Raw genomic sequence first — 23,953 nt, forward strand, 5'->3', positions numbered from 1 at the left:
CGCGCCGCTCGGACGAGATCACCCACACCCGCGCACGATCGCCGCCACTTCCCGCGGAATCGCCCCGCCGTCCGGCTGTGCGTCCCGCAGCTGTTCCTGCAAGGTGTCCAGCCGCGCCATTGCCGGATCGCGATCGGGTCCGTGGCAGCGCAGCTGCGCGGCATAGGCCTGCGCGCGCCACGCGGTGCGGCGCAGGTCGAGGTCGCTGTGCGACAGGCCGGCGAGTGCGTCGAGCCGCGTCAGCGCGCCATCGTCGCCGTCCAGCGCCTGCGCGCGGGCGAGGGCGAGTTCCGCCTCGCGCGTGTTCGGATGCGTGCTGCCATAACCGCTGCGGGTGAGCGTGACCGCCTGCGCGAGGTGCGCCATGCCCTGGTCGTGTTGGCCGAGCGACAGTTCGATCTGCCCCAGCAGCCGGTCGCTGTCGCCGACCAGCGCATGGCGCGGTCCGAACTGCGCGATGCGGAGTTCGCGCGCCTCGCCGATCGAGGTGAGCGCGGCGCGATCGCGCCCGCTCGCATGCAGCAGGCGTGCCTGGTCGAACAACGCGTCGGCCAGCCGCATCTCATCGCCTTCGCGGCGCGCGAGCGTCACCGCGCGCTGCATCGACGCCAGCGCCATGGCGACGTTGCCGCGTTCCCACGCGACCCGACCGAGTTGCCGCTCCAGTCGTCCCAGTTCGCTGGCGCCGCGTCGCGCCTCGCCCGGATCGCCTTCGACTCCCACGCGCCGCTTCTGCATGGCGATCGCCTCGCGCAGTTCGCGCTCGGCCTGCGCGTAGCGGCCCTGTTCGATGTGCAGGCCGGCGAGCTGGCGGCGCAGCGAAAGGGTGGCCGGATGCTGCGCGCCGTACACCTCCAGTGCCAGCGCGAAGGCGTCCGCGGCGGAGCGTTCGGCGGTGTCGGTCTGGCCCAGGCCCTGGCGCAGCGACGCCATGCGCGATCCGATCTCCACCATCAGCGCATGCCGCGCGCCGACCTTCTGCTGAAGCTGATCGCGCGCCTGCTCGTAGCCCTGCAACGCCGCGCCCGACTGACCGGCGTCGGCCTGCAGGTTCGCAAGATCGATGAGGTTCTCGACGGTGCCCACGTCGTCGCGATCATCGCGCCGCAACGCAAGCGAGCGTTCGAACAGCTGGCGCGCGCCCTGGCGCTCGCCGTTGTCGCGGCGGCAGCGGCCGAGCTGCGAGTAGAACTCGCTCACCTGCGGCGGCAGTTGCGCCTGTTCGCGACGCGCCGTCGCCAGCGCGGGCTGCATCAGGCCGATGCACTGCCGCGCCTCGCCGAGCAGGCGCAGCGCCTGTCCGCGTTGCGTCAGCGATTCCAGTTGCAGGCTCACCGGCACGTCCGCGGCGGTGTCCAGGATCACCGCCTGGCGGTTCAGCAGCGCCAGCGCTTCGCGGTAATCGCCCAGGCCGATGCGCAGCCGCGCGATCACGCCCAGCAGTTCCGCGCGTGCGCGCGGCTGTAGCGCGAGTTCGCGATTGCCGCGTTCGAGCGAGCCGTCGAGCAGCCCGCGCAGGTCGAGCGCCTGGCCTTCGGGCGTGCCGCGCGCGCTTTCGAACACGCCGACCATGAAGTCCTGCATCGCCTGCGCGCGACCCGCTTCGGCCACCGCCTGGCGCGCCTGCCAGGCGACGATCGCCAGCGCCGCGCTCAGCACGATCGCCACCAGCGCGCCGGTCGCCAATGACCAGCGATGCCGGCGGAGGTATTTGCCGAAACGGTAGCCCACGTTCTGCGGACGCGCCTGCACGGGGCGCCCGGCTTCGTAGCGGCTGAGATCGAGCGCGAGCGCCTCCACCGACGGATAGCGTTGTTCCGGGCGCTTGGACAACGTCTTCAGCACGATGTTGTCGAGGTCGCCGGCGAGCATGCGCGCCTGACGCCGCAGCGCGTGCACGTCGGCGCCGGCGTCCTCCGCGCTACGCAGCACGGTCTGCGAAGGCCGCTGCGGATCGGCGGCGAGGATCGCCTCCTCCCACTCCGCGTCGGTCTGTCGTTTGAGGCGATACGGCTTGGTGTCGGTGAGCAGTTCGAACAGCACCACGCCCAGCGCGTACACGTCGGTCATCGTCGTGACCGGCTCGCCGCGCACCTGTTCGGGCGCGGCGTAGTGCAGGGTGAACGCGCGCACGCCGGTGCGCGTCTGCTCGATCATCGGCGCATCGGAATCGAGCAGCTTGGCGATGCCGAAATCCAGCAGCCGCACGTCGCCGCTGGGCGTCACCAGGATGTTCGACGGCTTGAGATCGCGATGCACGATGAGGTTCGCGTGCGCGTGGCTCACCGCGTCGCAGATCTGGTGGAACATGCGCAACCGGTGCTCGAGCGGCAGCAGGTGGTTGCGGCAGTAATCGGTGATCGGTTCGCCTTCGACGTACTCCAGCGCGAGATAGGGCAGTCCGTCGCTGCTGATGCCCGCATCGAGCAGGCGCGCGATGTGCGGATGCGCGAGGCGCGCGAGGATCTGCCGTTCGCGCGAGAAGCGCAGGCGCAGGTTGCTGTCGGCCAGGCCCGGGCGCAGCAGTTTCAGCGCGACGCGGCGCTGGTAAAGACCATCGGCGCGCGCGGCCAGCCACACCTGGCCCATGCCGCCTTCGCCGAGCAGGCGCTCCAGGCGATACGGTCCGACCTCGCCGCCGGCGCGCAGCGCCGACAGCGGCGGGATCAGCGGTTCGGAAAGGAAATCCTCGTGGCTTTCGTCGAGCGTGATGAGCGTCTGCAGCTCATCGGCGAGCGCCGGATCCTCATCGCGCAATTGCGCCAGGCGCAGCTCGCGCGCCGGCGGCTCCAGTTCGAAGAGCGCGTCGAGCAGCGGGGAGATGCGTTGCCAGCGCTCGGGATCCATGGGGGCTCAGGAACTAGAAACGAGGAGCGGGAGACGATCGGGGAATCACGAACCGGGGCACTGCCGGCGCAGGCGCACTTACTCGTTTCACGTTCCTCCGCACTCGTTCCCCGCCGTTACTCCTTCAGGGATGCCAGCAGAAACAACCGCGCCTTCTGCCAGTCGCGGCGGATGCTGCGCTCGGAACGTTCCAGCAGCGCGGCGATTTCCAGTTCCGACAGTCCGGCGAAATAACGAAGTTCCACCACCTGCGCCAGTCGCGGATCGACGGCAGCGAGCTTGGTCAGCGCGGTGTCGAGGCCGAGCGTGTCCTCGTCCAGGCGCAGGCCGCCCTCGACGTCGTCGGGAAGCTCCGTCACCCGATGCAGGTCGCCGCCGCGCTTCTGCGCCAGGCGTTGCCGCGCGTAATCGACCACCACGCTGCGCATGGCGGAGGCGGCATAGGCGAAGAAATGCGCGCGATCGTCGAACTGCGCCTCGCGGCGGCCGATCAGCTTGAGGTAGGCCTCGTGCACCAGCGCGGTCGCGTCGAGCGTCTGGCCATGCTGGCCGGCAAGCTGCCGGCGCGCCATCGTGTGCAGTTCCTGGTAGAGCGTCGCCAGGACGCGATCCAGGGCGCCACGGTCCCCTTCCCGTGCGGCATCCAGCAGCAGCGTGATATCGGCGGTATCGGCCATGGGCAGCCCCGTGCGCAGTGCTCCGGACTATACGCTTTTCCGTGACTGTCACCACGAAATAGTCGCGTCAGGATTTCACTCGAAATACCCTCAGTTTTTTCCGACAGGCTCCTGTCGGAATGCCCGTCCGGAACCGCTGTCGAGTCCGACCTACTTCTGGCAATGGCCGCACCAGACCGTGGTGCGCTGGCCGATCGACGCCTGTTTCAGCAGCCGTCCGCAACGCGGGCAGGGTTCGCCGCCGCGGCCGTAGGCGGAGAGTTCCTGCTCGAAGTAGCCCGGCGCGCCGTCCGGGGCCAGGAAGTCCCGCAGCGTGGTTCCGCCGCGTTCGATGGCGTGGCCCAGGACGCGGCGGATCTCGTCGGCGAGTCGCTGGTAGCGCTCGCGCGAGACCTTGCCGGCAGCGCGCAGCGGCGAGATTCCCGCGGCGAACAGCGCCTCGGCCGCGTAGATGTTGCCGACGCCGACAACCACCCGCTGGTCCATCAGGAAAGTCTTCACGGGTGCGTTGCGGCCTCGGCTCAGGGCGAACAGGTAATCGCCGTCGAACTCGTCCGAAAGCGGTTCCGGGCCCAGCCCGGCGAGCAGTTCGTGGGTTTCGCCCGGCGGCTGCCACAGCAGGCAGCCGAAGCGGCGCGGGTCGTTGAATCGCAGCACGCGCGCGCCTTGTCGACCGGTGGCATCGAGCTCGATGTCGACATGGTCGTGCGCGCGCACCGGCGTGTCGGCGGGCAGCACGCGCAGGCTGCCGGACATGCCCAGGTGCAGCAGCGCGCTGCCGGCCGCGGTGTCCAGCAGCAGGTATTTGGCGCGACGGCGCACCGCCTGCACGCGCTGGCCGGGGAGCAGGCTCACGACCTCGTAGGGAATCGGCCAGCGCAGGTCCGGCCGGCGCAGGACGACGCCGGTCACGCGACGGCCTTCGACGTGCGGCGCGAGGCCGCGACGGGTGGTTTCGACTTCGGGAAGTTCGGGCATCGGGGCGAGGGTACTATCGGTTGCGTGCTGTCCGCCTGCGACCGGAGTCCGATGGATGGGTGCGGCAAGTGCGCTCGACAAGGCGTCCGCGACGCCTCCGGCGGTGCCGGGGCCGGCGCTGTGCGCTCTCGCGTGCGCCGAACTGGAAAGCGCACGCGAATCGCTGGCCGATCCCGACCTTCACGAAGGCGTCCACCAGGCGCGCAAGGCGATCCGCCGCGCGCGGGCCATCCTCGCGCTGGGCGACGGCCTGCTCGGGCCCGGCGGGGGGCTGATCGATCGCGAACTGCGCACGCTCAATCGCAGCCTGTCGTTCCTGCGCGACGCGCACGCGCTGGTCGAGGTGCTCGACCGGCTGCTCGCCCGCGAACGCAAGGACGACACGCGCAAGGTGCTGCAGCGCGCCCGCGAGGCCGCCATCGCCGCGCGTGCGCGCATCGGCGGAGCGGCCACGCGTTCGGACCCGGGCCTGCACGCGCGGCGCGCGATGCTCGACGTCCTCGGCGCCGCGCTGCCCGCGCTGGACTGGACGCGATCCACGCCCGCCGGCCTGCGCATGGCGATCGCCGACGGCGACCTGCGTTCGCACGAAGCGCGCCTGCGCGCCTGCGAAAGCGGGGAGGACGAGGACTGGCACCGCTGGCGTCGCCGGGCCCGCCGTGCCGCGCACCAGCGCCGCGCGCTGGAGGCCGTCGGCATGCCGGTTCCGCCTGATTCGGACCGTTTCGACCGGCAGACCACCCATCGCCTCGGGCAGGCGCAGGACCTCGCCCTGCTGCTGGACCATTGCCGCCGCGATTCCCCGTTCAGCAAGGACGATCGCCACTCGCTGCGCGAGCGCGCGCAACCGGCGTTGCAGCGCGCGCGCCGGCGCATCGCGCGTCACGTGGCTGAACGCCGCGACGCTTGCACGACGGACTGAACGACCCCATCACACAACCACGCCATACCGGCGCGAACGGTGGCGCACGGCTGGCATCATCCTTCCAGGCCGCGCGCAAGCCCGGTCGGAATCCTTGCCGGAAAGCGCGCTGCGCCGGCGTTCGCGGAGTCGAAGAATGTCCCTGTCCCTGCTCGATTTCATCGCCGCCGGCCTCCTGCAGGCCAGTTGGGGTGAACTGCTGATCTACCTGCTGGTGGTCACCCAGCTGACGATCTTTTCCGTCACGCTCTACCTGCACCGGTCGATGGCGCATCGCGCAGTGGATTTCCATCCCGTGCTCGCGCATTTCTTCCGTTTCTGGAGCTGGCTCACCACCTCGATGATCACGCGCGAGTGGGCGGCGATCCATCGCAAGCACCACGCCAAGTGCGAGACCGAGGAAGATCCGCACAGCCCGCAGTTCAAGGGCATCGACACGGTGATGTGGCGCGGCGTGGAGCTGTACCGCGAGGCGCGCGCGCAGCGCGAGGACATCGAGAAGTACGGCAAGGGCTGCCCGGACGACTGGATCGAGCGCCACCTGTACACGCCGCACGCGACGATGGGCCCGGTGCTGATGCTGCTGGTCAACTTCGTCCTGTTCGGCATGTGGGGCGTCGCGCTGTGGGCCGTGCAGATGCTGTGGATCCCGTTCTGGGCCGCGGGCGTGGTCAACGGCCTGGGCCACTGGTGGGGCTATCGCAACTTCGAGACCACCGACACCGCGACCAACCTCACGCCGTGGGGCTTCTGGATCGGCGGCGAGGAGCTGCACAACAACCACCACGCATTCCCGTCGTCGGCGAAGTTCGCGCTGCGCAAGTGGGAATTCGACATCGGCTGGAGCGCGATCAAGCTGCTGGAAAAGGTGCGCCTGGCGAAGGTGCTGCGCGTCGCGCCGACGCTGGACGTGCGCCCGAACATCGCCATTCCCGACGGCGAAACGCTCAAGGCGCTGCTGGCGATCCGCTTCCAGGCGATGACCGACTACTACCGCAACGTCACCCTGCCCGCGCTGCGTGAAGCCAAGCTCAAGCTGCCGCGCCACATGCGCCAGGGCCTCGCCGACGACGGCCGCTGGCTCGACGAGGACAAGCGCGCGAAGCTGCAGGCGTGGCTCGCCGAGCGCCCGAAGATGGCCACGCTGGCCGAATTCCGCCAGCGCCTGGCGCAGGTGCTCGACGACCGCTCGCACGACGCGCAGGCCACGCTCGCCAAGCTGCACGCGTGGTGCACCGAAGCCGAAGCCAGCGGCATCCAGGCGTTGCAGCAGTTCTCCGCGCGCCTGAAGGGCTACGCGATCGTGCCGGCACGCACGGCCTGAGGTCGTTGCCGGTGATCGCGATGGATCGCATCGCCACACGCAGGCCCGCGCGGAAACGCGCGGGCCTTTTGCTGTGCCTCGCGCTGGCGTGCGCGTTCGACGCGTCGGCACAATCGATCCCGTTGCGCCTGAATCGCGCGCCGGCGGCGCCAGCGCCTGCGGCTCCGTCTGAACCGGTCGCGCCGGTGAATGCCGGTCCGGTGGACGCCAGCACCGATTACCTCGCTCGCATGGACGCCGATGGGGACGGACGCGTGTCCCTTGCCGAATACCAGGACTGGCTCAGCTACGCCTTCACGCGCATGGATGCGAACGGCGACGGCGTGCTGACACCCGACGAACTGCCCGGCGGACGCGGCCGGCCGGTGAGCCTCGCCGATCATCGCCGGACGGTGGCGGAGCGGTTCGGGCGGCAGGACGGCAATCGCGATGGCTTCCTCGATACCCGGGAGCTGCTGGCACCTCCGCAATGAAGCTTTTGTAGCCCGGGTAAGCGAAGCGCACCCGGGTTTCCCCGACGTCCCAAGCCCCGGATCGCTCCGCCTATCCGGGCTACAACGGCGCGACGACGGACTGGTTCCTGCCATTCCGCACGAACTGGCCCACGCGCTGCACCGCCCGCTTCCTAGTCTGGCCCCGACATCATCGAGGCCACGACCATGCCCCGCTTCATCTGCGAAACCTGCGGCACCCAGTTCGCGCAAGGCGCCACGCCGCCGTCGCATTGCCCCATCTGCGAGGACGAACGCCAGTACGTCGGCTGGCATGGCCAGCGCTGGACCACCCATGAGGAACTCGCGCGTCGCTTCAAGCTGCGCATGGAGGACGACGCGGGCCTGCTCGGCATCGGCATCGCCGGCGACTTCGCGATCCCGCAACGCGCGCTGCTGCTGCCCACCGGCGCCGGCCACCTGATGTGGGAATGCGTGAGCCTGGTGACCGATGAGGCGGTCGCCGCTTTGAACGCGCGCGGCGGCGTGGATCGCATCGTCATCTCGCATCCGCATTTCTACAGTGCGATGGTGGAGTGGAGCGAGGCGCTCGGCGGCGTGCCGATCCTGCTGCACGAAGCCGATCGCGCGTGGGTCCAGCGTCCCTCCGATCGCATCGGGTTCTGGCGCGGCGATGCGCTGCGATTGTCGGACGACGTCACGCTGCTGCGCGTCGGCGGCCACTTTGACGGCAGTACGGCGCTGCACTGGAACGGCGGCCCGCGCGAAGGCGGCGCGCTCTTCCCGGGCGACGCGTTGCAGGTCGTGCTCGACCGGCGGCATGTCACCTTCATGTACAGCTATCCGAACTACATCCCGATGAAGACGCGCGACGTGCATGCGATGCGCGCGCTGCTCGATGGCGTCGACTTCGCCGACGTATATGGCTTCACGTGGGGTCGCAACATCATCGGGAATGGTCGCGCGGCGGTGGATGCGTCGTTCGAGCGTCATCTGGCGGCGATCGCCGCGTGACACACGCACTCCCTCCCCTGCAGGCAGGGGAGGGGGACAAGCAATGCCGCCTGTCATCGCCGCAGCACCCCCGCCAGCACCTCCAACCGCTCCCGGATCATCGATTCATCCACGCACCCGATCCCGAACGCCACCCCATGCAGTGCATCTTCCCGGCGCGACAACGTCCGTAGCGGCATCGCGCCCACCGCATGCTCACGCACGCGCGGCAGCAACGCGTCCGCGGAATCCGCATCGACGAACCGGGCCGCGACGTGGATCCCCGCTTCCGAGGGCACCGCTTCGAACCACCGCGACAACGGCCCGTCCAGCATCTCGAACAACACCGTCCGCCGGCCCGCATACACGCGCCGCATCCGCCGCACATGCCGCGCGAGATGACCTTCGAGGATGAACTCCGCCAGCGCGTCCTGCACCTGCACGTTGCCGCAGGTGTCCGCGCGTTCCTTCGCGGCGGCGAACGCGTCGCGCAGCCATTCCGGCGCCACCACGTAGCCCATGCGCAACGACTGGAACAGGCTCTTGGAGAACGTGCCGACATACACCACGCGACCTTCGCGATCGAGCGTCTGCAACGCATCGAGTGGCCGCGCGCCGTAGCGGAATTCGCCGTCGTAATCGTCCTCGATCACCAGCGCATCGCGTTCGCGCGCGAAATCCAGCAACGCACGGCGGCGCGCCATCGACATCGCCACGCCCGTCGGATACTGGTGCGACGGCGTCACGTAGACGATGCGCGCCTCGCGCGGCAGCGCGTCCACGCGCAGGCCTTCGTCGTCGACGGGTACCGGCACGACATCGGCGCCGGCCGCCGCCATGGTCGCGCCCACGGTCGGATACCCCGGGTCCTCGACCGCGACCACGGTGCGCCCGGGCACCACCAGCAATCGCGCGAGCAGGTCGAACGCCTGCCGCGCGCCGGACGTCACCACCACGTCCTCGGCGCGGCACGCCACCGCGCGCGCGAACGACACGTGTCCGGCGATCGCCTCGCGCAGGCGCGGCCGGCCGTGCGGCGGCTGGTATCCGAAGGCGGCGCCGTGACGCGGGTGGAAGGCGCGCGCGAGCAGCCGGCGCCACACGTCGAACGGCACTTCGCGATGGTCCGGCACGCCCAGCCGGAAACCGGGCGTCCACGCATCGCCGCTCGACACCGCGCTGCTCCACGCCGGCGGCTGCCAGCGCGCGCGCAGGTGGCCGTCGGCGAGCCGCGGGGCCCGCGCCGCCGGGCGGGATGCGACCTCCGCGACGACCGTCTTCGCCCCCGCGCGGGTGATCACGTACCCCTCGGCGACCAGCAGGTCGTACGCGGCGATGACGGTATTTCGGGCGATCCCGTAGGCGTTCGCGACGCGACGCGTGGACGGCAGCCCGGTCCCGGCACGCAGGCGGCGGTCGAGGATCGCCGCGCGCAGCGCCTCGTGCAGCGCCCGCGTGCGGCCGGTCGCCGCGATCCCGCCCAGGTCCAGGGGGAACTCGAAAACTGGTTCTGTAGAGGTCATCGCAACTGGTCCGCCGATGGGTCCAGTCGAAGCCTACGGTATCGACATCGACCACCGCATCCGGAGCGCCCCATGACCGCACGCCATCGCCCGCTCGACGACTTCCTCCCCGCTCGCGTCGCCGCCGCGGCGGGCACGCCGTGGATCCCGATGTCGCCGCAGAAATCCTGGAAACCGCTGCGCTTCCTCGAAGGCGGTCGCGGCTTCGTCGAGCTGCTGCGCATGGCGCCCGGCGCGATCATGCCGTTGCACCGCCACACCGGCGAGATCCACGCCTACAACCTCGCCGGCACGCGCACGCTCTGCACCGGCGAGGTGATCGGCCCGGGCGATTACGTCTACGAGCCGCCCGGCAACACCGACTGGTGGCGCGTGACCGGCGACGAGGAGATGACCGCGCTGGTGGTCGTGATCGGCGCGGTGGAGTTCCTCGGCCCGGACAACAGCGTGACATCCCGCGCGGACGCGCATTCGCAACGCCGCGCGTACGAGGCCTGGTGCGCTGAATACGGCCTTCCGGTGCTGGACCTGTCCGAATGAGGGCGCGCGGCGATGTCAACGGGTACCGCGCCGCGGTGCACATTGCGACAATCGCCCCTCTCCCGGATTCGCCGGGCTTTGACGATTGGAAGCAATGCAGCACACCAAGCAAGTCGCCGCAAAGATCGCCCGCCTCATCGCCGAGGAAATCAACGCACAACCGCAGCAGGCGCAGGCCGCCATCGCGCTGCTCGACGAGGGCGCCACCGTCCCGTTCATCGCGCGCTACCGCAAGGAGGTCACCGGTGGCCTCGACGACACGCAGCTTCGCAACCTCGAAACGCGCCTGACCTACCTGCGCGAACTGGAAGACCGCCGCGTCGCGGTGCTCGCCAGCATCGAGGAGCAGGGCAAGATGACCGACGAACTGCGCGCGGACATCATCGCTGCCGACAGCAAGGCGCGCCTGGAAGACCTGTACCTGCCGTACAAGCCCAAGCGCCGCACGCGCGCGCAGATCGCGCGCGAAGCGGGGCTGGAACCGCTCGCCGATGGACTGATGGCCGACCCGGCGCTCGTTCCGGAGGAATTCGCCGCCGGTTTCGTCGATGCCGAAAAGGGCGTCGCCGACGCGAAGGCCGCGCTCGATGGCGCGCGCGCGATCCTGATGGAGCGCTGGGGCGAAGACGCCGCGCTGGTCGGCGAACTGCGCACCTGGCTGGGCGAGGTCGGCGTGATCCGCTCGCGCGTGGCCGAAGGCAAGGAAGCGGCCGGGGAGAAGTTCCGCGATTACTTCGATCACGCCGAACCGCTGTCGAAGATCCCGTCGCACCGACTGCTCGCGCTGTTCCGCGGTCGTCGCGAGGAATTCCTGTTCATCGACCTCGACCCGGGCACCGATGCCGACGCCGGTCACCTGCAGGGCGAAGGCCGCGTCGCGCACCACGCCGGGATCAAGGCGCAGGGGCGCGCCGCGGACAAGTGGCTGATGGATTCGTGCCGCCTGACGTGGAAGGCGAAGCTGCACCTGCACCTCACGCTCGACCTGTTCTCGCAGGCGCGCGAAAAGGCCGAGGCCGAGGCCATCGACGTCTTCGGCGACAACCTGAAGGACCTGCTGCTCGCCGCGCCCGCCGGGCCGAAGGCCGTGCTCGGCCTCGATCCGGGCCTGCGCACCGGCGTGAAGGTCGCCGTCGTGGATCGCACCGGCAAGCTCGTCGATAGCGCGACGATCTATCCGCACGAACCCAAGCGCCAGTGGGACCAGTCGCTGATGATCCTGCGCGCGCTGTGCGCGAAGCATTCGGTGGAGCTGATCGCCATCGGCAACGGCACCGCGTCGCGCGAAACCGACAAGCTCGCCGGCGACCTCATCAAGCTCGCGCCCGAGCTGAAGATGCAGAAGATCGTCGTGAGCGAAGCCGGCGCGTCGGTGTATTCGGCGTCGGAGTTCGCGGCGAAGGAGTTCCCAGACCTCGACGTGTCGATCCGCGGCGCGGTGTCGATCGCACGCCGGTTGCAGGATCCGCTGGCGGAACTGGTGAAGATCGAACCCAAGGCGATCGGCGTCGGCCAGTACCAGCACGACGTGGACCAGTTCAAGCTCGCGCGCGCGCTCGATGCGAAGGTCGAGGACTGCGTGAACGCCGTCGGCGTCGACGTGAACACCGCCTCGGCGGCGTTGCTCACACGCGTGTCGGGCCTGTCGTCGACGATCGCGCAGAACATCGTCGTGTATCGCGATGCGAACGGTGCGTTCAAATCGCGAAAGGAGTTGCTGAAGGTGCCGCGCCTGGGCGACAAGACGTTCGAGCAGTGCGCCGGCTTCCTGCGCATCGCCGATGGCGACCAGCCGCTGGATGCCTCGTCGGTGCATCCGGAGGCCTATCCGGTGGTCGAGCGCATCCTCAAGCAGTGCGGCTGCGAGGTGAAGCAGCTGATCGGCGACGCGTCGCTGTTGCGTTCGCTCAAGGCCGAGCAGTTCATCGATGAAACCTTCGGCGTGCCGACGGTGCGCGACATCCTGAAGGAGCTGGAAAAGCCGGGCCGCGATCCGCGTCCGGAGTTCAAGGCCGCGCGCTTCGCCGACGGCGTGGAAGACATCAAGGACCTGCGCGAAGGCATGATCCTGGAAGGCGTGGTGAGCAACGTCGCCGCGTTCGGCGCGTTCGTCGACATCGGCGTGCACCAGGACGGCCTGATCCACATTTCCGCGCTGTCGGACAAGTACGTGAAGGACCCGCGCGAAGTCGTCAAGGCCGGCGACATCGTCAAGGTGAAGGTGCTGGAGGTCGACGTCGCGCGCAAGCGGATCGCGCTCACGCGTCGGCTCGACGACAGCGCGCCGGCGCCGCGTGGCGATCGCGACGATCGCAATGCACCGCGCGGCGGCGCACCGCGTGGCGGACGCGATGCACGCGGCGGCTTCAACGCCGCACGCGCGAACACGCCGCCACCGATGAACAACGCGCTGGCAGCCGCGTTCGCCAAGGCAAAGAAAAGCTGAGCCCGCTTCTGTAGCCCGGGTAAGCGAAGCGCACCCGGGTTGCCGTGGCGAGTTCCACAAGGACGCCTGCACGTTGATGGTGCAACGCGCTGCGGCGCGTTCATCACTACCGCAACCGAGTTGCACCGAGGCGCGGTTCGCTTCGCTGACCCGGCTGCAAATGCGTGCGGGCGGCCCATCGCCGCAAACCCCCGCTGGGTTAGGATCGGCGCATCACTCCGGGAGTCACCGTCGATGCGCCTGATGCCCGCGCTGCTGAGCAGCGCCCTGCTTGCCACGCCGTTGTTCGTCCACGCGCAGGCTGCCGCGCCGCAGGAACGGCCGGAAGTCGCCGCCGCCGCGAAGGGCGTGCAGCAGAAGGTCGTCGCGTGGCGACGCGATTTCCACCAGCATCCGGAGCTCTCCAACCGCGAGCAACGCACCGCGGCGAAGGTCGCCGAACACCTGCGCGCGCTCGGCCTGAAGCCGAGGACCGGCATCGCGCATCACGGCGTGGTGGCGATCATCGAAGGCGGCAAGCCCGGCCCGAAGGTCGCGCTGCGCGCCGACATGGACGCGCTGCCGGTGACCGAACAGGTCGATGTGCCGTTCGCGTCCAGGGCCACGGCGACGTTCCGTGGCGAAACCGTCGGCGTCATGCACGCGTGCGGCCACGACGCGCACACCGGCATCCTGCTCGGCATCGCCGATGCGCTGGTGAAGATGAAGGCCGACCTGCCGGGCTCGGTGATGCTGGTGTTCCAGCCGTCCGAGGAGGGCGCGCCCGATGGCGAGGAAGGCGGCGCGTCGCTGATGCTGGAAGAAGGCCTGTTCAAGGACTTCAAGCCCGATGCGATGTTCGGCCTGCACGTGTTCTCGACGTTGCAGGCCGGCCAGATCGGCGTTCGCCAGGGGCCGCTGATGGCGGCGTCGGACAAATTCACCATCAAGGTGAAGGGCCGCCAGACGCACGGTTCGCGGCCATGGGGCGGCATCGATCCCATCGTCGCCGCGGCCGACGTGATCGGCACCGCGCAGACCATCGTCAGCCGCCGCACCGATATCGCCAAGCTCCCGGCAGTGGTGAGTTTCGGCGCGATCAAGGGTGGCATCCGCTACAACATCATTCCCGACGAGGTCGAGCTGGTCGGTACCATCCGCACGTTCGACGAGGGCATGCGCCAGCGCATCTTCACCGACCTGAAGAACGTCGCCGAACACGTGAGCGTCGCCAACGGCGCCACCGCCGAGGCGAGCGTGCCGGACCAGGACGGCAATCCGGTGACGGTGAACGATCCCGCGCTGACCGCGCGCATGATCCCGAGCCTGAAGGCCGTCGCCGGCGCCGACAACGTCATCGAACCGCCGCTGCAGATGGGCGCGGAGGACTTCTCGTACTACGCGAAGGAAGTGCCGTCGATGTTCTTCTTCGTCGGCGCGACGGCGAAGGGCATCGATCCGGTGACCGCGCCGAGCAACCATTCGCCGAAGTTCGCGCTGGACGAATCCGCGCTCGACCTCGGCCTGCGCGCGTTGTTGCAGGTGACGCTGGATTACCTGCATTCACCTACGCAGGGCGCTGCCGTCGCCGACGCGCGCTGAGACGTAGCGCTTCGACGCCCTCCCCTTCAAGGGAAGGGTTGGACGGGACGGCGTCAGCGCCTAGGCGCTGCCTTCGAACCCTCGCTGCCGCCACGCCTCGAACACACACACCGCCACCGCATTGGAAAGATTGAGGCTGCGGTTGTCCGGCCGCATCGGCAGCCGCAGGCGTTGCGCGGCCGGCACGCTGTCCAGCACGTCCGCCGGCAATCCGCGTGTTTCCGGCCCGAACAGGAAGGCATCCCCCGCCTGGTAACGCGGCGTATCGAAGCGCACCGTGCCGCGCGTGCTCAGCGCGAACAGCCGCGGCGGCGCGCCGTTGGCGGCGGCGATCGACGCCAGCGCCGCGGTCAGGTCCGCATGCACCCGCAGCGTCGCGTACTCGTGGTAATCCAGTCCCGCGCGCTTGAGCTGCTTGTCCTCGAGCGTGAAGCCCAGAGGTTCGATCAGATGCAGCCGCGCGCCGGTGTTGGCGCACAAGCGGATCACGTTGCCCGTGTTGGGCGGGATTTCCGGCTGGAAGAGGATGACGTCGAACATGCGTGCATGATCGCCGCGACGCGCGCCCACGTCACCACGGCACGGGCTTTCCGCGGTAATCGAAGAACGCCCCGGCGTCGGCGATGCGCAGGCCGTCGATGACCTTTAGCAATCCGCGCACGGATTCGGCGGGCGCGATCTGCGCGCCGCTGCCGCCCATGTCGGTCTGCACCCACCCCGGATGCAGCGCGACCACCGCGATGCCGCGCTCGCGCATCGCCGAGGCGAGCAGGGCCGTCGCCATGTTCTGCGCGGCCTTCGACATCGCGTAGCTGGGCGTATGAAAGCCCTCCACCGACGCCACCGAACCGAGCACCGACGACAGGTTCGCGACCTTCGCGCCATCGACGAGGCGTTCGGCCAGCGCCTGGGTGAGCAGGAACGGGCCGGTCGCGTTGGTGCGGAGGCTGTCGTCGAGGTTCGCCGCCGGCACATGGCCGAAGCGCTCGCCCGAATGCAGCACGCCGGCGTTATTGATCAGCAGGTCGATGCCGTCCATCACTAGCGGCAGCTCGCGCGCCAGTTCGGCGTGGGACCGGGGGTCGGCCACGTCCAGCGGCAGGACGTGGAGGCGTCCCGGATGTTCGCCCACCAGCTGGTTGAGTGCGTTCGCCTTGCCCGGATGTCGGCAGGTCGCGACCACGTGGTCGCCGCGGGCGAGCAGTTGCCGGGCGAACTCCAGTCCCAACCCCCGATTGGCGCCGGTGACCAGGCTGCGGCGAGGCGGGTGCGCAGGCGTCATCGCGAAGCTCCGGCGGGAAGGGGCGGCCAGTGTAGGGGCCGGAGCGTGAGCGTCCGACGACGGCCTCCCACCCCAACGCGAGCCAAATTCCTACGGCCGGTGGGACTTGTGGCCTAGTGCCCCCTCTCATGGGCGGCGGCTAGGATGCCCGTTCGAACCACAGGAGTCCCCCATGCCCGCTTCGTCCCGCCCGCGCATCGCCGCGCTTGCCTTCGCCCTGGCCGCCGCCTTCGGAGGCGTCGCGCTCGCCCCGGCGCACGCGTGGGCCGCGCCGAAGGCGACGGTCGACATTCCCTTCGAGGAATTCACCCTGCCCAACGGGCTGCGCGTGGTCGTGCACACCGATCGCAAGGCGCCGATCGTCGCGGTGAACCTGTGGTACCACGTGGGCAGCAAGGACGAACCGGCCGGACGCACCGGCTTCGCGCACCTGTTCGAACACCTGATGTTCAACGGTTCGGAGAACCATCGCGGCGAATACTTCGAGCCGTTCGAACTGGTCGGCGCCACCGACATGAACGGCACCACCAATTCCGACCGCACCAACTACTTCCAGAACGTCCCCAGCACCGCGCTCGACATGGCGCTGTGGATGGAGTCCGACCGCATGGGCCACCTGCTCGGCGCGATCGATCAGAAGACCCTCGACGAGCAGCGCGGCGTCGTCCAGAACGAGAAGCGCGAGGGCGAGAACCAGCCCTACGGCCAGGTCTGGGACGCGCTGGGCAAGGCGCTGTACCCGAAATCGCATCCGTACCACCACAGCACCATCGGCTCGATGGCGGACCTCGACGCCGCCTCGCTCGACGACGTGAAGGGCTGGTTCCGCACCTGGTACGGGCCGAACAACGCCGTGCTGGTGCTCGCCGGCGACATCGACGTCGCCACCGCGAAGCAGAAGGTGGCGAAGTACTTCGGCGACATCCCGGCCACGCCGACCATGGCGCAGCCGCAGGTCGATGTCGCGCCGCTCGCGAAATCCACGCGCGCGACCATGACCGACAAGGTGCCGCAGGCGCGCATCCACCGCGTGTGGAACGTCGCCCAGGCCGGCACGCCGGACCTCGACAAGCTGCAGCTGTTCGCGCAGGTGCTGGGCGGAAGCAAGTCCTCGCGCCTGGACAAGCGCCTGCTGCATGAGGACAAGCTCGTCGACAACGTCTCCGCCGCCGCGTACGCGATGCAGCTGAGCTCCAATTTCGTGATCACCGCCGACGTGAAGCAGGGCGTCGACCCGGCGAAGGTCGAGGCGATCATCGACGAGGAACTGGCCCGCCTGCTCAAGGACGGTCCGACGAAGAGCGAGCTGGAACAGGCCCGCACCGTGTTCAAGGCCGGCTTCGTGCGCGGCATCGAGCGCATCGGCGGTTTCGGCGGCAAGGCCGACGCCCTGGCCGAATGCACGGTCTACACCGGCGATCCGGGCTGCTTCCGCGACAGCCTCAAGATCATCGACACCGCCAGCGCCCGCGACCTCACCGCCGTCGCCGGCAACTGGTTGACCAAGGGCAGCCACACGCTGGTCGTGGTGCCGGGCGATCGCACCATCGTCGCCGAGGACGCGTCGGTCACGCCGGCGCCGATGCAGCTGCCGGCGGTGGATCCGAAGTACACGACGCTTCCGGCCACCGTCGACCGCAGCGCCGGCGCGCCGAAGACCAGCCAGTTCCCCGACCTCAAATTCCCGCAGCTGCAGCGCGCGACGCTGAAGAACGGCACCACGGTGATCCTGGCCGAGCGCCACGACATCCCGGTGGTGCAGATGAGCTACGAATTCGCCGGCGGCTACAGCGCCGACCAGGGCCGCAAGCTGGGCACGTCGAGCTTCGCGATGGGGATGATGGACGAAGGCGCGGGCGAGCTGGACGCGCTGGCCTTCGGCGATCGCGCCGAGTCGCTGGGCGCCAACCTCGGTGCCGGCGCGTCGCTCGATGGCGGCAAGGCCTACCTGTCGGCGTTGAAGCAGAACCTCGATCCGTCGGTCGCGCTGTTCGCGAAGATGTTGCGCGATCCGCGCTTCGACCAGAAGGAAATCGACCGCGTGAAGGCGAGCTGGGTCGCCGGCATCAAGCAGGAGAAGGCGCGCCCGAACGGCGCGGCGATGCGCGTGCTGCCGCCGCTGCTGTACGGGGCGGGCCACGCATATGCGATTCCGTTCAGCGGCAGCGGCACCGAGGCTTCGATCGCCGCGCTGACCCGCGACGATCTGGTCGCCTTCCACCGCGACTGGGTGCGCCCGGACGGCGCGACGCTGATCGTGGTCGGCGACACCACGCTGAAGGAAATCGTGCCGCTGCTCGACAAGCACCTGGGCGACTGGAAGCCCGCGGGCGATGCGCCGGCGCGTCCGCAGATCGGCGAGGTCGCACGTCCGGCGAAGCCACGCGTGTATCTGATCGACCAGCCCGGCGCGGTGCAGGCGAACATCTTCGCCGGTGAAGTCGTGCCGTCGACGAAGGACGAGAACTCGGTCCGTTTCGACATCGCCAATTCCGTGCTGGGCGGCGAGTTCTCCTCGCGTCTCAACATGAACCTGCGCGAGGACAAGCACTGGGCCTACGGCGCCTACAGCTTCTCGGCCAACGCGCTGGGCCAGCGCCCGTGGATGGCGTTCGCACCGGTGCAGATCGACAGGACCGCCGACTCGCTCAAGGAACTCAGCCGCGAAATCGCCGATTACGCCAGCGGCAAGGCACCGCCGAAGCCCGAGGAAGTGGCGAAGATCCAGGCGACGGAAATCCGCAGCCTGCCGGGCGCATTCGAAACGGCCTCGTCGGTGATGGGCGCGATCAGCGGCATCGTCCGCTACGACCGTCCGGACGATTACGTGTTCCAGCGCAAGGCGCAGATCGAGGCGCTCACGCCGGAGCAGGTGAAGGCCGCTGCGGCGACGCTCGATCCGAACGCGCTGACCTGGGTGGTGGTCGGCGACCTCAAGCAGATCGAAAAGCCCGTGCGCGCGCTGAGGCTGGGCGAGGTGCAGGTGCTCGACGCCGACGGCAACAAGGTGACGAGCACGCCATGACGGGTGGCGTCATCGCCTCGCCGTGACGGCGCATCTGGCAGAACGCGACACCTGCAAACAGTCGAACCGCGACAAAGGCCTCAGTCGCGGTTCACTGCCTGGCGTTCACAACGGTGGCCGGTGCGGCGACAATCGCGCCCGTCCATTCAAGCGCGGCGACCGCGTCGCGCGAAACACGGGGTAACGATGCGCAAGTCGATGTTCGGGATGGTTCTGCTCGGGGCGCTGGTCGCCGGCGGTTGCACGTGGGTCGACATGGCCCCTGGCGCCTCGTCGGTGCGCGTGATCGACGGCAACGGCCCGCCGGCCGGTTGCGAGAAGCGCGGCGAGGTCGAGGTGACCGTCAAGAACAAGGTCGCCTTCTACGAGCGCAACCAGTTGCGCGTGCGCGAGGAGCTGGAAACCCTGGCCCGCAACGAGGCGCTCGGCCTGCAAGCCGACACCGTGCAGCCGATGGGTGGCCCGATCAACGGTTCGCAGCGGTTCGCCGCCTGGCGCTGCGGCGCTGCGCGACGCGGCGCGGTCGTGCCGGCTCCGGCGCAGACCACGGGTAGCGCGCAGACCTATCCGCTGGGTGGTTGACGGCGGGCAAGCCTGGCCGGCGCGGGGGGAGGGCAGCCCCCAGTGGTTCCTGTCAGGCGGCCCGCGAGCAAGTGGCAGCTCCGCCAGACGACGAGGCATCCAGTGGGTGCCAGCGCCGGCCCCGGGGCCGCAGCCCTCATCACACCGCTGAATCCCAGCCGCCGTCCGTCGCCAGGAGCGCACCCACCATACGCAACCGGATGGCGGCGGAGGGAAATTAAGCGTTAACATGGCGTGTTCGTTTCCGTTTCCGGTCAGCCGCCCATGTTGTTCCAGCACGTCGCCATCGCCGGTCTTGCCCATATCGATGCTCCCCGCCGGCTGACCTCGGACGAAATCCACGCCCGCCTCAAGCCCACGCTCGATCGCCTGGGCATCAAGTACAACGTGCTTGAAGAAGTCGCCGGCGTGCGCGAACGCCGCCTGTGGGACGGCGAGGTCAAGGCCTCCGACGCCGCCACGCTTGCGGGCGTCAAGGCGCTGGCCGACGCCGGCATCGACGCCGATCGCGTCGGCCTGCTGGTCAACACCTCGGTCAGCCGCGACTACCTGGAGCCGTCCACGGCGTCCATCGTGTCGGGCAACCTGCGCCTGCCCGATACCTGCCAGAACTTCGACGTCGCCAACGCGTGCCTGGCGTTCCTCAACGGCATGGACATCGCCAGCCGGATGATCGAACGCGGCGAGATCGACTACGCACTGGTCGTCAACGGCGAGACGGCCGAACTGGCCTACGAGAAGACGCTCGACCGCCTCAGCCGCGACGACGTCACCGAAGAGCAGTTCCGCGACGAGATGGCCACGCTGACGCTGGGCAGCGGCGCCGCCGCGATGGTCCTGGCGCGCAGCGAACTCGCCCCCGGCGCGCCGCGTTACCGCGGCAGCGTCACGCGTTCGGCGACCGAGTGGAACCAGCTCTGCCGCGGCGACCTCGTGCACGACCGCATGATCGCCGACGGCCGCATGCTGATGATCGAAGGCCTCAAGCTTGGCCAGAAGACCTTCGCCGCCGCACGCGCCGCGCTCGGCTGGGTGGTGGAAGAGCTGGACGAATTCGTCATCCACCAGGTCAGCAAGGCGCACACCAAGGCCTTCCTGAAGGCGTTCCGCATCGACCCGAAGAAGGTCCTGACCATCTTCGGCGAGCACGGCAACATCGGCCCGGCGTCGGTGCCGATCGTGCTGAGCAAGCTGCGCGAGGGCGGTCGCGTGAAGAAGGGCACGCGCATCGCGCTGCTGGGCATCGGCTCGGGCCTGAACTGCTCGATGGCCGAAGTGGTCTGGTAAGCGACGCGCACGCAGTACGAAGAACCCGGCCGCGCGCCGGGTTTTTCTTGAGCGGCGCCCGTTGATGCCGCGCACCGCACCATCCACCGAACATCCAGCGTCGTCCCGCGAGGCGGGGCCCAGCGATCCACCGAGGCGCCCGGGAATTCCGCACAAGCGGAACGACGAGCAGGAAACACCGATGACGATCCATCTGCCGCTTCCCGATTACCCCTTCACGCCGCAGCGTTTCGACGTGCGCCCCGGCATCACGATGAGCTATCTCGACGAAGGCCCGCGCGACGGCGAAGTGGTGGTGATGCTGCACGGCAATCCGTCGTGGAGCTTCTACTGGCGCAAGCTGGTGCTCGGTCTACGCGAACGCTACCGCTGCATCGTGCCGGACCATGTCGGCATGGGGCTGTCCGACAAGCCGACCGACGAGCGCTACCGCTACACGCTGCAATCGCGCATCGATGACGTGGAAACCCTGCTCGATCACCTCGGCATCAAGGGCGACGTCACGCTGGCCGTGCACGACTGGGGTGGCGGCATCGGCTTCGGCTGGGGTCTCAGGCATTCGGACCGTATCCGCCGGCTCATCGTCACCAACACCGGTTCGTTCCCGCTGCCGGCGAGCAAGCCGCTGCCGAAGTCGCTGAAGTTCGGCCGCGACTCGGGCCTGGGCACGTTGCTGATCCGCGGCTTCAACGCGTTCTCGTCGGTGGCGTCCTTCGTCGGCGTCGAGAAGAAGATGCCCGCGGACGTGCGCCGCGCCTACGTGGGCCCGTACGACAGCTGGGCGAACCGCATCGCGACCTCGCGCTTCGTGCAGGACATCCCGCTGGGTGAAGGCGACGCCGCGTGGCCGCTGGTGCAGGCGATGGGCCGCAAACTGCCGGAGTACGCCGATCGGCCGGCCTTCATCGCATGGGGGTTGCGCGATTTCGTGTTCGACAGGCACTTCCTGCAAGGCTTCACCGATGCGCTGCCCAACGCGCAGGTGCACGCGTTCGAGGACGCCGGGCATTACGTGATGGAAGACAAGGGCGACCTGCTGGTGCCGAAGATGCGGGCGTTCCTGGATTCGAATCCGCTTTGAGCGTTGGCTTTGCCTTCCGCCTTTGGCCTTAGGGCTTTTGCGTTGAGCCCCTCTCCCTCCGGGGGTGGAGTAGGGACGTGCGTTGCATCGACGATCACCGACACCCGCTTTCGCTGAAACGCCATCAGCCTGGATCCCGGCATTCGCCGGGATGACGATGTTCTCGCGCCGGATGACGATGTTCTTGTAGCCCGGGTAAGCGAAGCGCACCCGGGGCACCGGCCACCTCCCCGGGCGCGCTTCGCTTGCCCGCGTTGGAAAAGCGGCGGCTTTCAAACCTCCGGCAACGGATTCTTCTCGCCCTCGTCCACGCCCACCCAATCCTCCGGCGTGAGTACCGCCAGCCCGTGCGCCAGCCGCGCCTTGTCGCACTGCGCGCTCGCCTGCCCGAACTCCCACGACGCCGGCACCAGCGCGCAGACGGACGGACGGCGGTCGTGGATCGTGCAGCGGCTGTAGCGGCCGATGTCCGCGTCCAATGCGACGCAGCGCGGATTGGATTGCGACGTACCCCGCATCACGCGTTCGTGGGTGCGCAGGCTTTCGGTCAGCTCGGGGGGCACTTGGCCGCCGAGCTCGGGGTCGGCCTCCGACCAGTGGAAACTCACGCGGAAGAAGGCGCAGCAGGCGCCGCAGGTCAGGCAGGGGTGGCGCATGGGTGGACCGTCGCGGGGTCCGGAGACATGGGGCGGGTGCGGAATTCTGAGGCTTCCAGCGGCAGGCGCAAGCGCGGCGCCGTTCGGGCGAAAATGAATGCATGAACGAGCCGTGCAACATCGCCGCGACCCTGCCCGGGCTGGCCGCCCGCTTCCCCGACCGCATCGCCATGCGCTGCCCCGGCACGCGCGGCCCCGACGGCCTGGCCCGCTTCGACCTGACCCTGACCTACCGCGATCTCGACGCCCGCAGCGACGCCATCGCCGCCGGCCTGGCGCGGCGCGGCATCGTTCGTGGCACCCGCACGGTGGTGATGGTGCGGCCGTCCCCGGAGTTCTTCCTGCTCATGTTCGCGCTGTTCAAGGCCGGCGCCGTGCCGGTGCTGGTCGATCCGGGCATCGACAAGCGCGCGCTGAAGCAGTGTCTGGACGAAGCGCAGCCGGAGGCCTTCATCGGCATCCCGCTCGCGCACGTCGCGCGGACCGTGCTGCGCTGGGCGACGTCCGCGCGCATCCGCATCACGACCGGTACGCGCGCATGGCTGAGCGATGCGACGCTCGCGCAGATCGAACGCGATGGCGCGAACGCCGGCTCGCAGCTCGCCGCGACGCAACCCGACGACGTTGCCGCGATCCTCTTCACCAGCGGCTCCACCGGCATGCCGAAGGGCGTGGTGTACCGGCATCGCCACTTCGTCGCGCAGATCGCCATGCTGCGCGACGCGCTGGGCATCCAGGCGGGCGGCGTCGACCTGCCGACGTTCCCGCCGTTCGCGCTGTTCGATCCCGCGCTCGGGCTCACCTCGATCATCCCCGACATGGACCCGACCAAGCCCGCGCTTGCCGATCCGCGCAAGTTGCACGACGCCATCGCGCGCTTCGACGTCGACCAGCTGTTCGGCTCGCCCGCGTTGATGGCGGTATTGGCGAACTTCGGCGCGAAGCTGCCGACGGTGAAACGCGTGACCTCCGCAGGCGCGCCGGTGCCGGCCGACGTCGTGGCGAAGATGCGCGAACTGCTGCCCGAAGACGCCGGCTTCTGGACGCCCTATGGTGCGACCGAATGCCTGCCCGTCGCGGTGATCGAAAGCCGCGAACTGCAATCCACGCGTGCGGCCACCGAGGCCGGCGCCGGCACCTGCGTCGGTCGCGCGGTCGCGCCTAACGAGGTGCGCATCATCGCGATCACCGACAACGCGATCGCGCACTGGCGCGACGCGCGCATCGTGGAAGTGGGCGTGGTCGGCGAGATCACCGTCGCCGGTCCCACCGCAACCGACACCTACTTCAATCGTCCCGCGCAGACGAAAGCCGCGAAGATCCGCGAGCCGGTTGGCGACGGCGGCGAACGCGTCGTGCATCGCATGGGCGACGTCGGTTATCTCGATGCGGAAGGCCGGCTGTGGTTCTGCGGGCGCAAATCGCATCGCGTCGAAACCGCGCAGGGCCCGCTGTACACCGAGCAGGTCGAACCGGTGTTCAACACGCACGCCGATGTGCGCCGCACCGCGCTGGTGGGGGTCGGTCCGATGGGTGCGCAGCGGCCGGTGCTGTGCGTCGAGCTGGCGAACGGCAACGATGATCGCGAATGGCCGCGCATCGAGCGCGAGCTGCGCGACATCGGTTCGCGCCACGCGCATACGGCGCGCATCGACACGTTCCTGCGCCATCCGAAATTCCCGGTCGACATCCGCCACAACGCCAAGATCGGGCGCGAGAAGCTCGCCGTCTGGGCCGCGGGCCGCGTGCGCTGACGC

Annotated in this window: 18 protein-coding genes and 1 pseudogene; 12 read left to right on the plus strand and 7 right to left on the minus strand. The window is 69.2% G+C overall.

Annotated elements, in window-relative coordinates:
- Nucleotides 1-18 precede the first annotated feature (18 nt).
- The 3 genes from I4U41_RS15395 to mutM form a co-directional block, all read right to left on the minus strand.
- Nucleotides 19-2,847 carry a serine/threonine-protein kinase gene (locus I4U41_RS15395; RefSeq protein WP_206862040.1) on the minus strand — a complete coding sequence of 943 codons (2,829 nt, stop codon included), beginning with the start codon at nt 2,845-2,847 and terminating at the stop codon, nt 19-21.
- Nucleotides 2,848-2,963: 116 nt separating this feature from the next.
- Nucleotides 2,964-3,524 carry an ECF-type sigma factor gene (locus tag I4U41_RS15400; RefSeq protein ID WP_115844418.1) on the minus strand — a complete coding sequence of 187 codons (561 nt, stop codon included), beginning with the start codon at nt 3,522-3,524 and terminating at the stop codon, nt 2,964-2,966.
- 150 nt (nt 3,525-3,674) lie between these two features.
- Nucleotides 3,675-4,502, minus strand: a complete 828-nt coding sequence (gene mutM, locus I4U41_RS15405) for a bifunctional DNA-formamidopyrimidine glycosylase/DNA-(apurinic or apyrimidinic site) lyase (RefSeq protein ID WP_206862041.1) — start codon at nt 4,500-4,502, stop codon at nt 3,675-3,677.
- Between the two features lie 55 nt (nt 4,503-4,557).
- Between mutM and I4U41_RS15410 the strand changes: the two genes are divergently transcribed.
- The 4 genes from I4U41_RS15410 to I4U41_RS15425 all read left to right on the plus strand — a co-directional run bounded on the left by I4U41_RS15410 (nt 4,558) and on the right by I4U41_RS15425 (nt 8,214).
- On the plus strand, nt 4,558-5,424 hold the full coding sequence (locus I4U41_RS15410; RefSeq protein WP_206862042.1) for a CHAD domain-containing protein: 867 nt from the start codon (nt 4,558-4,560) through the stop codon (nt 5,422-5,424).
- 136 nt (nt 5,425-5,560) lie between these two features.
- A complete protein-coding gene (locus I4U41_RS15415; RefSeq protein ID WP_206862043.1) occupies nt 5,561-6,748 on the plus strand; it encodes a DesA family fatty acid desaturase in 1,188 nt (395 codons plus the stop codon).
- A gap of 200 nt (nt 6,749-6,948) precedes the next feature.
- Nucleotides 6,949-7,221 (plus strand): EF-hand domain-containing protein, encoded by a 273-nt coding sequence (locus tag I4U41_RS18590; protein ID WP_320415208.1) that lies wholly within the window; start codon nt 6,949-6,951, stop codon nt 7,219-7,221.
- 186 nt (nt 7,222-7,407) lie between these two features.
- Nucleotides 7,408-8,214 (plus strand): MBL fold metallo-hydrolase, encoded by an 807-nt coding sequence (locus tag I4U41_RS15425; RefSeq protein ID WP_206862045.1) that lies wholly within the window; start codon nt 7,408-7,410, stop codon nt 8,212-8,214.
- A 53-nt stretch (nt 8,215-8,267) separates the two neighbouring features.
- On the opposite strand, the gene pdxR is transcribed toward I4U41_RS15425, so the two are convergent.
- Nucleotides 8,268-9,716, minus strand: a complete 1,449-nt coding sequence (pdxR, locus tag I4U41_RS15430) for a MocR-like pyridoxine biosynthesis transcription factor PdxR (protein WP_206862046.1) — start codon at nt 9,714-9,716, stop codon at nt 8,268-8,270.
- A 72-nt stretch (nt 9,717-9,788) separates the two neighbouring features.
- On the opposite strand from pdxR, the gene I4U41_RS15435 reads away from it, so the two are divergent.
- The 3 genes from I4U41_RS15435 (at nt 9,789) to I4U41_RS15445 (ending at nt 14,283) form a co-directional block, all read left to right on the plus strand.
- Entirely contained in the window at nt 9,789-10,256 is a 468-nt protein-coding gene (locus I4U41_RS15435) for a cupin domain-containing protein (RefSeq protein ID WP_206862047.1), read from the plus strand.
- A gap of 94 nt (nt 10,257-10,350) precedes the next feature.
- A complete protein-coding gene (locus I4U41_RS15440; RefSeq protein WP_206862048.1) occupies nt 10,351-12,702 on the plus strand; it encodes a Tex family protein in 2,352 nt (783 codons plus the stop codon).
- A 234-nt stretch (nt 12,703-12,936) separates the two neighbouring features.
- Nucleotides 12,937-14,283 (plus strand): M20 family metallopeptidase, encoded by a 1,347-nt coding sequence (locus I4U41_RS15445; RefSeq protein WP_206862049.1) that lies wholly within the window; start codon nt 12,937-12,939, stop codon nt 14,281-14,283.
- 60 nt (nt 14,284-14,343) lie between these two features.
- On the opposite strand, the gene I4U41_RS15450 is transcribed toward I4U41_RS15445, so the two are convergent.
- Both I4U41_RS15450 and I4U41_RS15455 read right to left on the minus strand, forming a co-directional pair.
- Nucleotides 14,344-14,823 carry a tRNA (cytidine(34)-2'-O)-methyltransferase gene (locus tag I4U41_RS15450; RefSeq protein ID WP_206862050.1) on the minus strand — a complete coding sequence of 160 codons (480 nt, stop codon included), beginning with the start codon at nt 14,821-14,823 and terminating at the stop codon, nt 14,344-14,346.
- Nucleotides 14,824-14,854: 31 nt separating this feature from the next.
- Nucleotides 14,855-15,565, minus strand: coding sequence for an SDR family oxidoreductase (locus I4U41_RS15455; protein WP_206862051.1), 711 nt, complete (start codon nt 15,563-15,565; stop codon nt 14,855-14,857).
- Between the two features lie 172 nt (nt 15,566-15,737).
- Here I4U41_RS15455 and I4U41_RS15460 point away from each other — a divergent pair, with 172 nt between their 5' ends.
- The 4 genes and pseudogenes from I4U41_RS15460 (at nt 15,738) to I4U41_RS15475 (ending at nt 21,540) form a co-directional block, all read left to right on the plus strand.
- Nucleotides 15,738-18,590 (plus strand): M16 family metallopeptidase, encoded by a 2,853-nt coding sequence (locus I4U41_RS15460; RefSeq protein WP_206862052.1) that lies wholly within the window; start codon nt 15,738-15,740, stop codon nt 18,588-18,590.
- 207 nt (nt 18,591-18,797) lie between these two features.
- A pseudogene (locus tag I4U41_RS15465) lies at nt 18,798-19,091 on the plus strand (DUF4156 domain-containing protein); the annotation flags it as partial.
- A gap of 345 nt (nt 19,092-19,436) precedes the next feature.
- Nucleotides 19,437-20,459: a 3-oxoacyl-ACP synthase III gene (locus I4U41_RS15470; protein WP_115844387.1), complete on the plus strand. Its 1,023-nt coding sequence runs from the start codon at nt 19,437-19,439 to the stop codon at nt 20,457-20,459.
- 181 nt (nt 20,460-20,640) lie between these two features.
- Nucleotides 20,641-21,540, plus strand: coding sequence for an alpha/beta fold hydrolase (locus I4U41_RS15475; RefSeq protein WP_206862053.1), 900 nt, complete (start codon nt 20,641-20,643; stop codon nt 21,538-21,540).
- Nucleotides 21,541-21,812: 272 nt separating this feature from the next.
- Here I4U41_RS15475 and I4U41_RS15480 read toward each other — a convergent pair whose 3' ends face one another.
- A complete protein-coding gene (locus tag I4U41_RS15480) occupies nt 21,813-22,196 on the minus strand; it encodes a YkgJ family cysteine cluster protein (RefSeq protein ID WP_206862054.1) in 384 nt (127 codons plus the stop codon).
- 101 nt (nt 22,197-22,297) lie between these two features.
- Here I4U41_RS15480 and oleC point away from each other — a divergent pair, with 101 nt between their 5' ends.
- The gene (oleC, locus tag I4U41_RS15485; protein WP_206862055.1) at nt 22,298-23,950 is read left to right on the plus strand and encodes an olefin beta-lactone synthetase; all 1,653 of its coding nucleotides are present in this window, start codon (nt 22,298-22,300) and stop codon (nt 23,948-23,950) included.
- Nucleotides 23,951-23,953 lie beyond the last annotated feature (3 nt).

The organism is Lysobacter changpingensis (genome assembly GCF_017308985.1).
GTDB lineage: Bacteria > Pseudomonadota > Gammaproteobacteria > Xanthomonadales > Xanthomonadaceae > Lysobacter_J > Lysobacter_J changpingensis.

What these genes read in the sequence shown, in the direction of transcription:
- I4U41_RS15400 (WP_115844418.1), bottom strand. Translation starts at nt 3,524, where the DNA reads ATGGCCGATACCGCCGATATCACGCTGCTGCTGGATGCCGCACGGGAA.
- I4U41_RS15415 (WP_206862043.1), top strand. Translation starts at nt 5,561, where the DNA reads ATGTCCCTGTCCCTGCTCGATTTCATCGCCGCCGGCCTCCTGCAGGCC.
- I4U41_RS15445 (WP_206862049.1), top strand. Translation starts at nt 12,937, where the DNA reads ATGCGCCTGATGCCCGCGCTGCTGAGCAGCGCCCTGCTTGCCACGCCG.
- oleC (WP_206862055.1), top strand. Translation starts at nt 22,298, where the DNA reads ATGAACGAGCCGTGCAACATCGCCGCGACCCTGCCCGGGCTGGCCGCC.
- I4U41_RS15450 (WP_206862050.1), bottom strand. Translation starts at nt 14,823, where the DNA reads ATGTTCGACGTCATCCTCTTCCAGCCGGAAATCCCGCCCAACACGGGC.
- I4U41_RS15460 (WP_206862052.1), top strand. Translation starts at nt 15,738, where the DNA reads ATGCCCGCTTCGTCCCGCCCGCGCATCGCCGCGCTTGCCTTCGCCCTG.
- I4U41_RS15410 (WP_206862042.1), top strand. Translation starts at nt 4,558, where the DNA reads ATGGGTGCGGCAAGTGCGCTCGACAAGGCGTCCGCGACGCCTCCGGCG.
- I4U41_RS15455 (WP_206862051.1), bottom strand. Translation starts at nt 15,565, where the DNA reads ATGACGCCTGCGCACCCGCCTCGCCGCAGCCTGGTCACCGGCGCCAAT.
- I4U41_RS15470 (WP_115844387.1), top strand. Translation starts at nt 19,437, where the DNA reads ATGTTGTTCCAGCACGTCGCCATCGCCGGTCTTGCCCATATCGATGCT.
- mutM (WP_206862041.1), bottom strand. Translation starts at nt 4,502, where the DNA reads ATGCCCGAACTTCCCGAAGTCGAAACCACCCGTCGCGGCCTCGCGCCG.
- I4U41_RS15425 (WP_206862045.1), top strand. Translation starts at nt 7,408, where the DNA reads ATGCCCCGCTTCATCTGCGAAACCTGCGGCACCCAGTTCGCGCAAGGC.
- I4U41_RS15435 (WP_206862047.1), top strand. Translation starts at nt 9,789, where the DNA reads ATGACCGCACGCCATCGCCCGCTCGACGACTTCCTCCCCGCTCGCGTC.
- I4U41_RS15440 (WP_206862048.1), top strand. Translation starts at nt 10,351, where the DNA reads ATGCAGCACACCAAGCAAGTCGCCGCAAAGATCGCCCGCCTCATCGCC.
- I4U41_RS15395 (WP_206862040.1), bottom strand. Translation starts at nt 2,847, where the DNA reads ATGGATCCCGAGCGCTGGCAACGCATCTCCCCGCTGCTCGACGCGCTC.
- I4U41_RS15480 (WP_206862054.1), bottom strand. Translation starts at nt 22,196, where the DNA reads ATGCGCCACCCCTGCCTGACCTGCGGCGCCTGCTGCGCCTTCTTCCGC.
- I4U41_RS15475 (WP_206862053.1), top strand. Translation starts at nt 20,641, where the DNA reads ATGACGATCCATCTGCCGCTTCCCGATTACCCCTTCACGCCGCAGCGT.
- pdxR (WP_206862046.1), bottom strand. Translation starts at nt 9,716, where the DNA reads ATGACCTCTACAGAACCAGTTTTCGAGTTCCCCCTGGACCTGGGCGGG.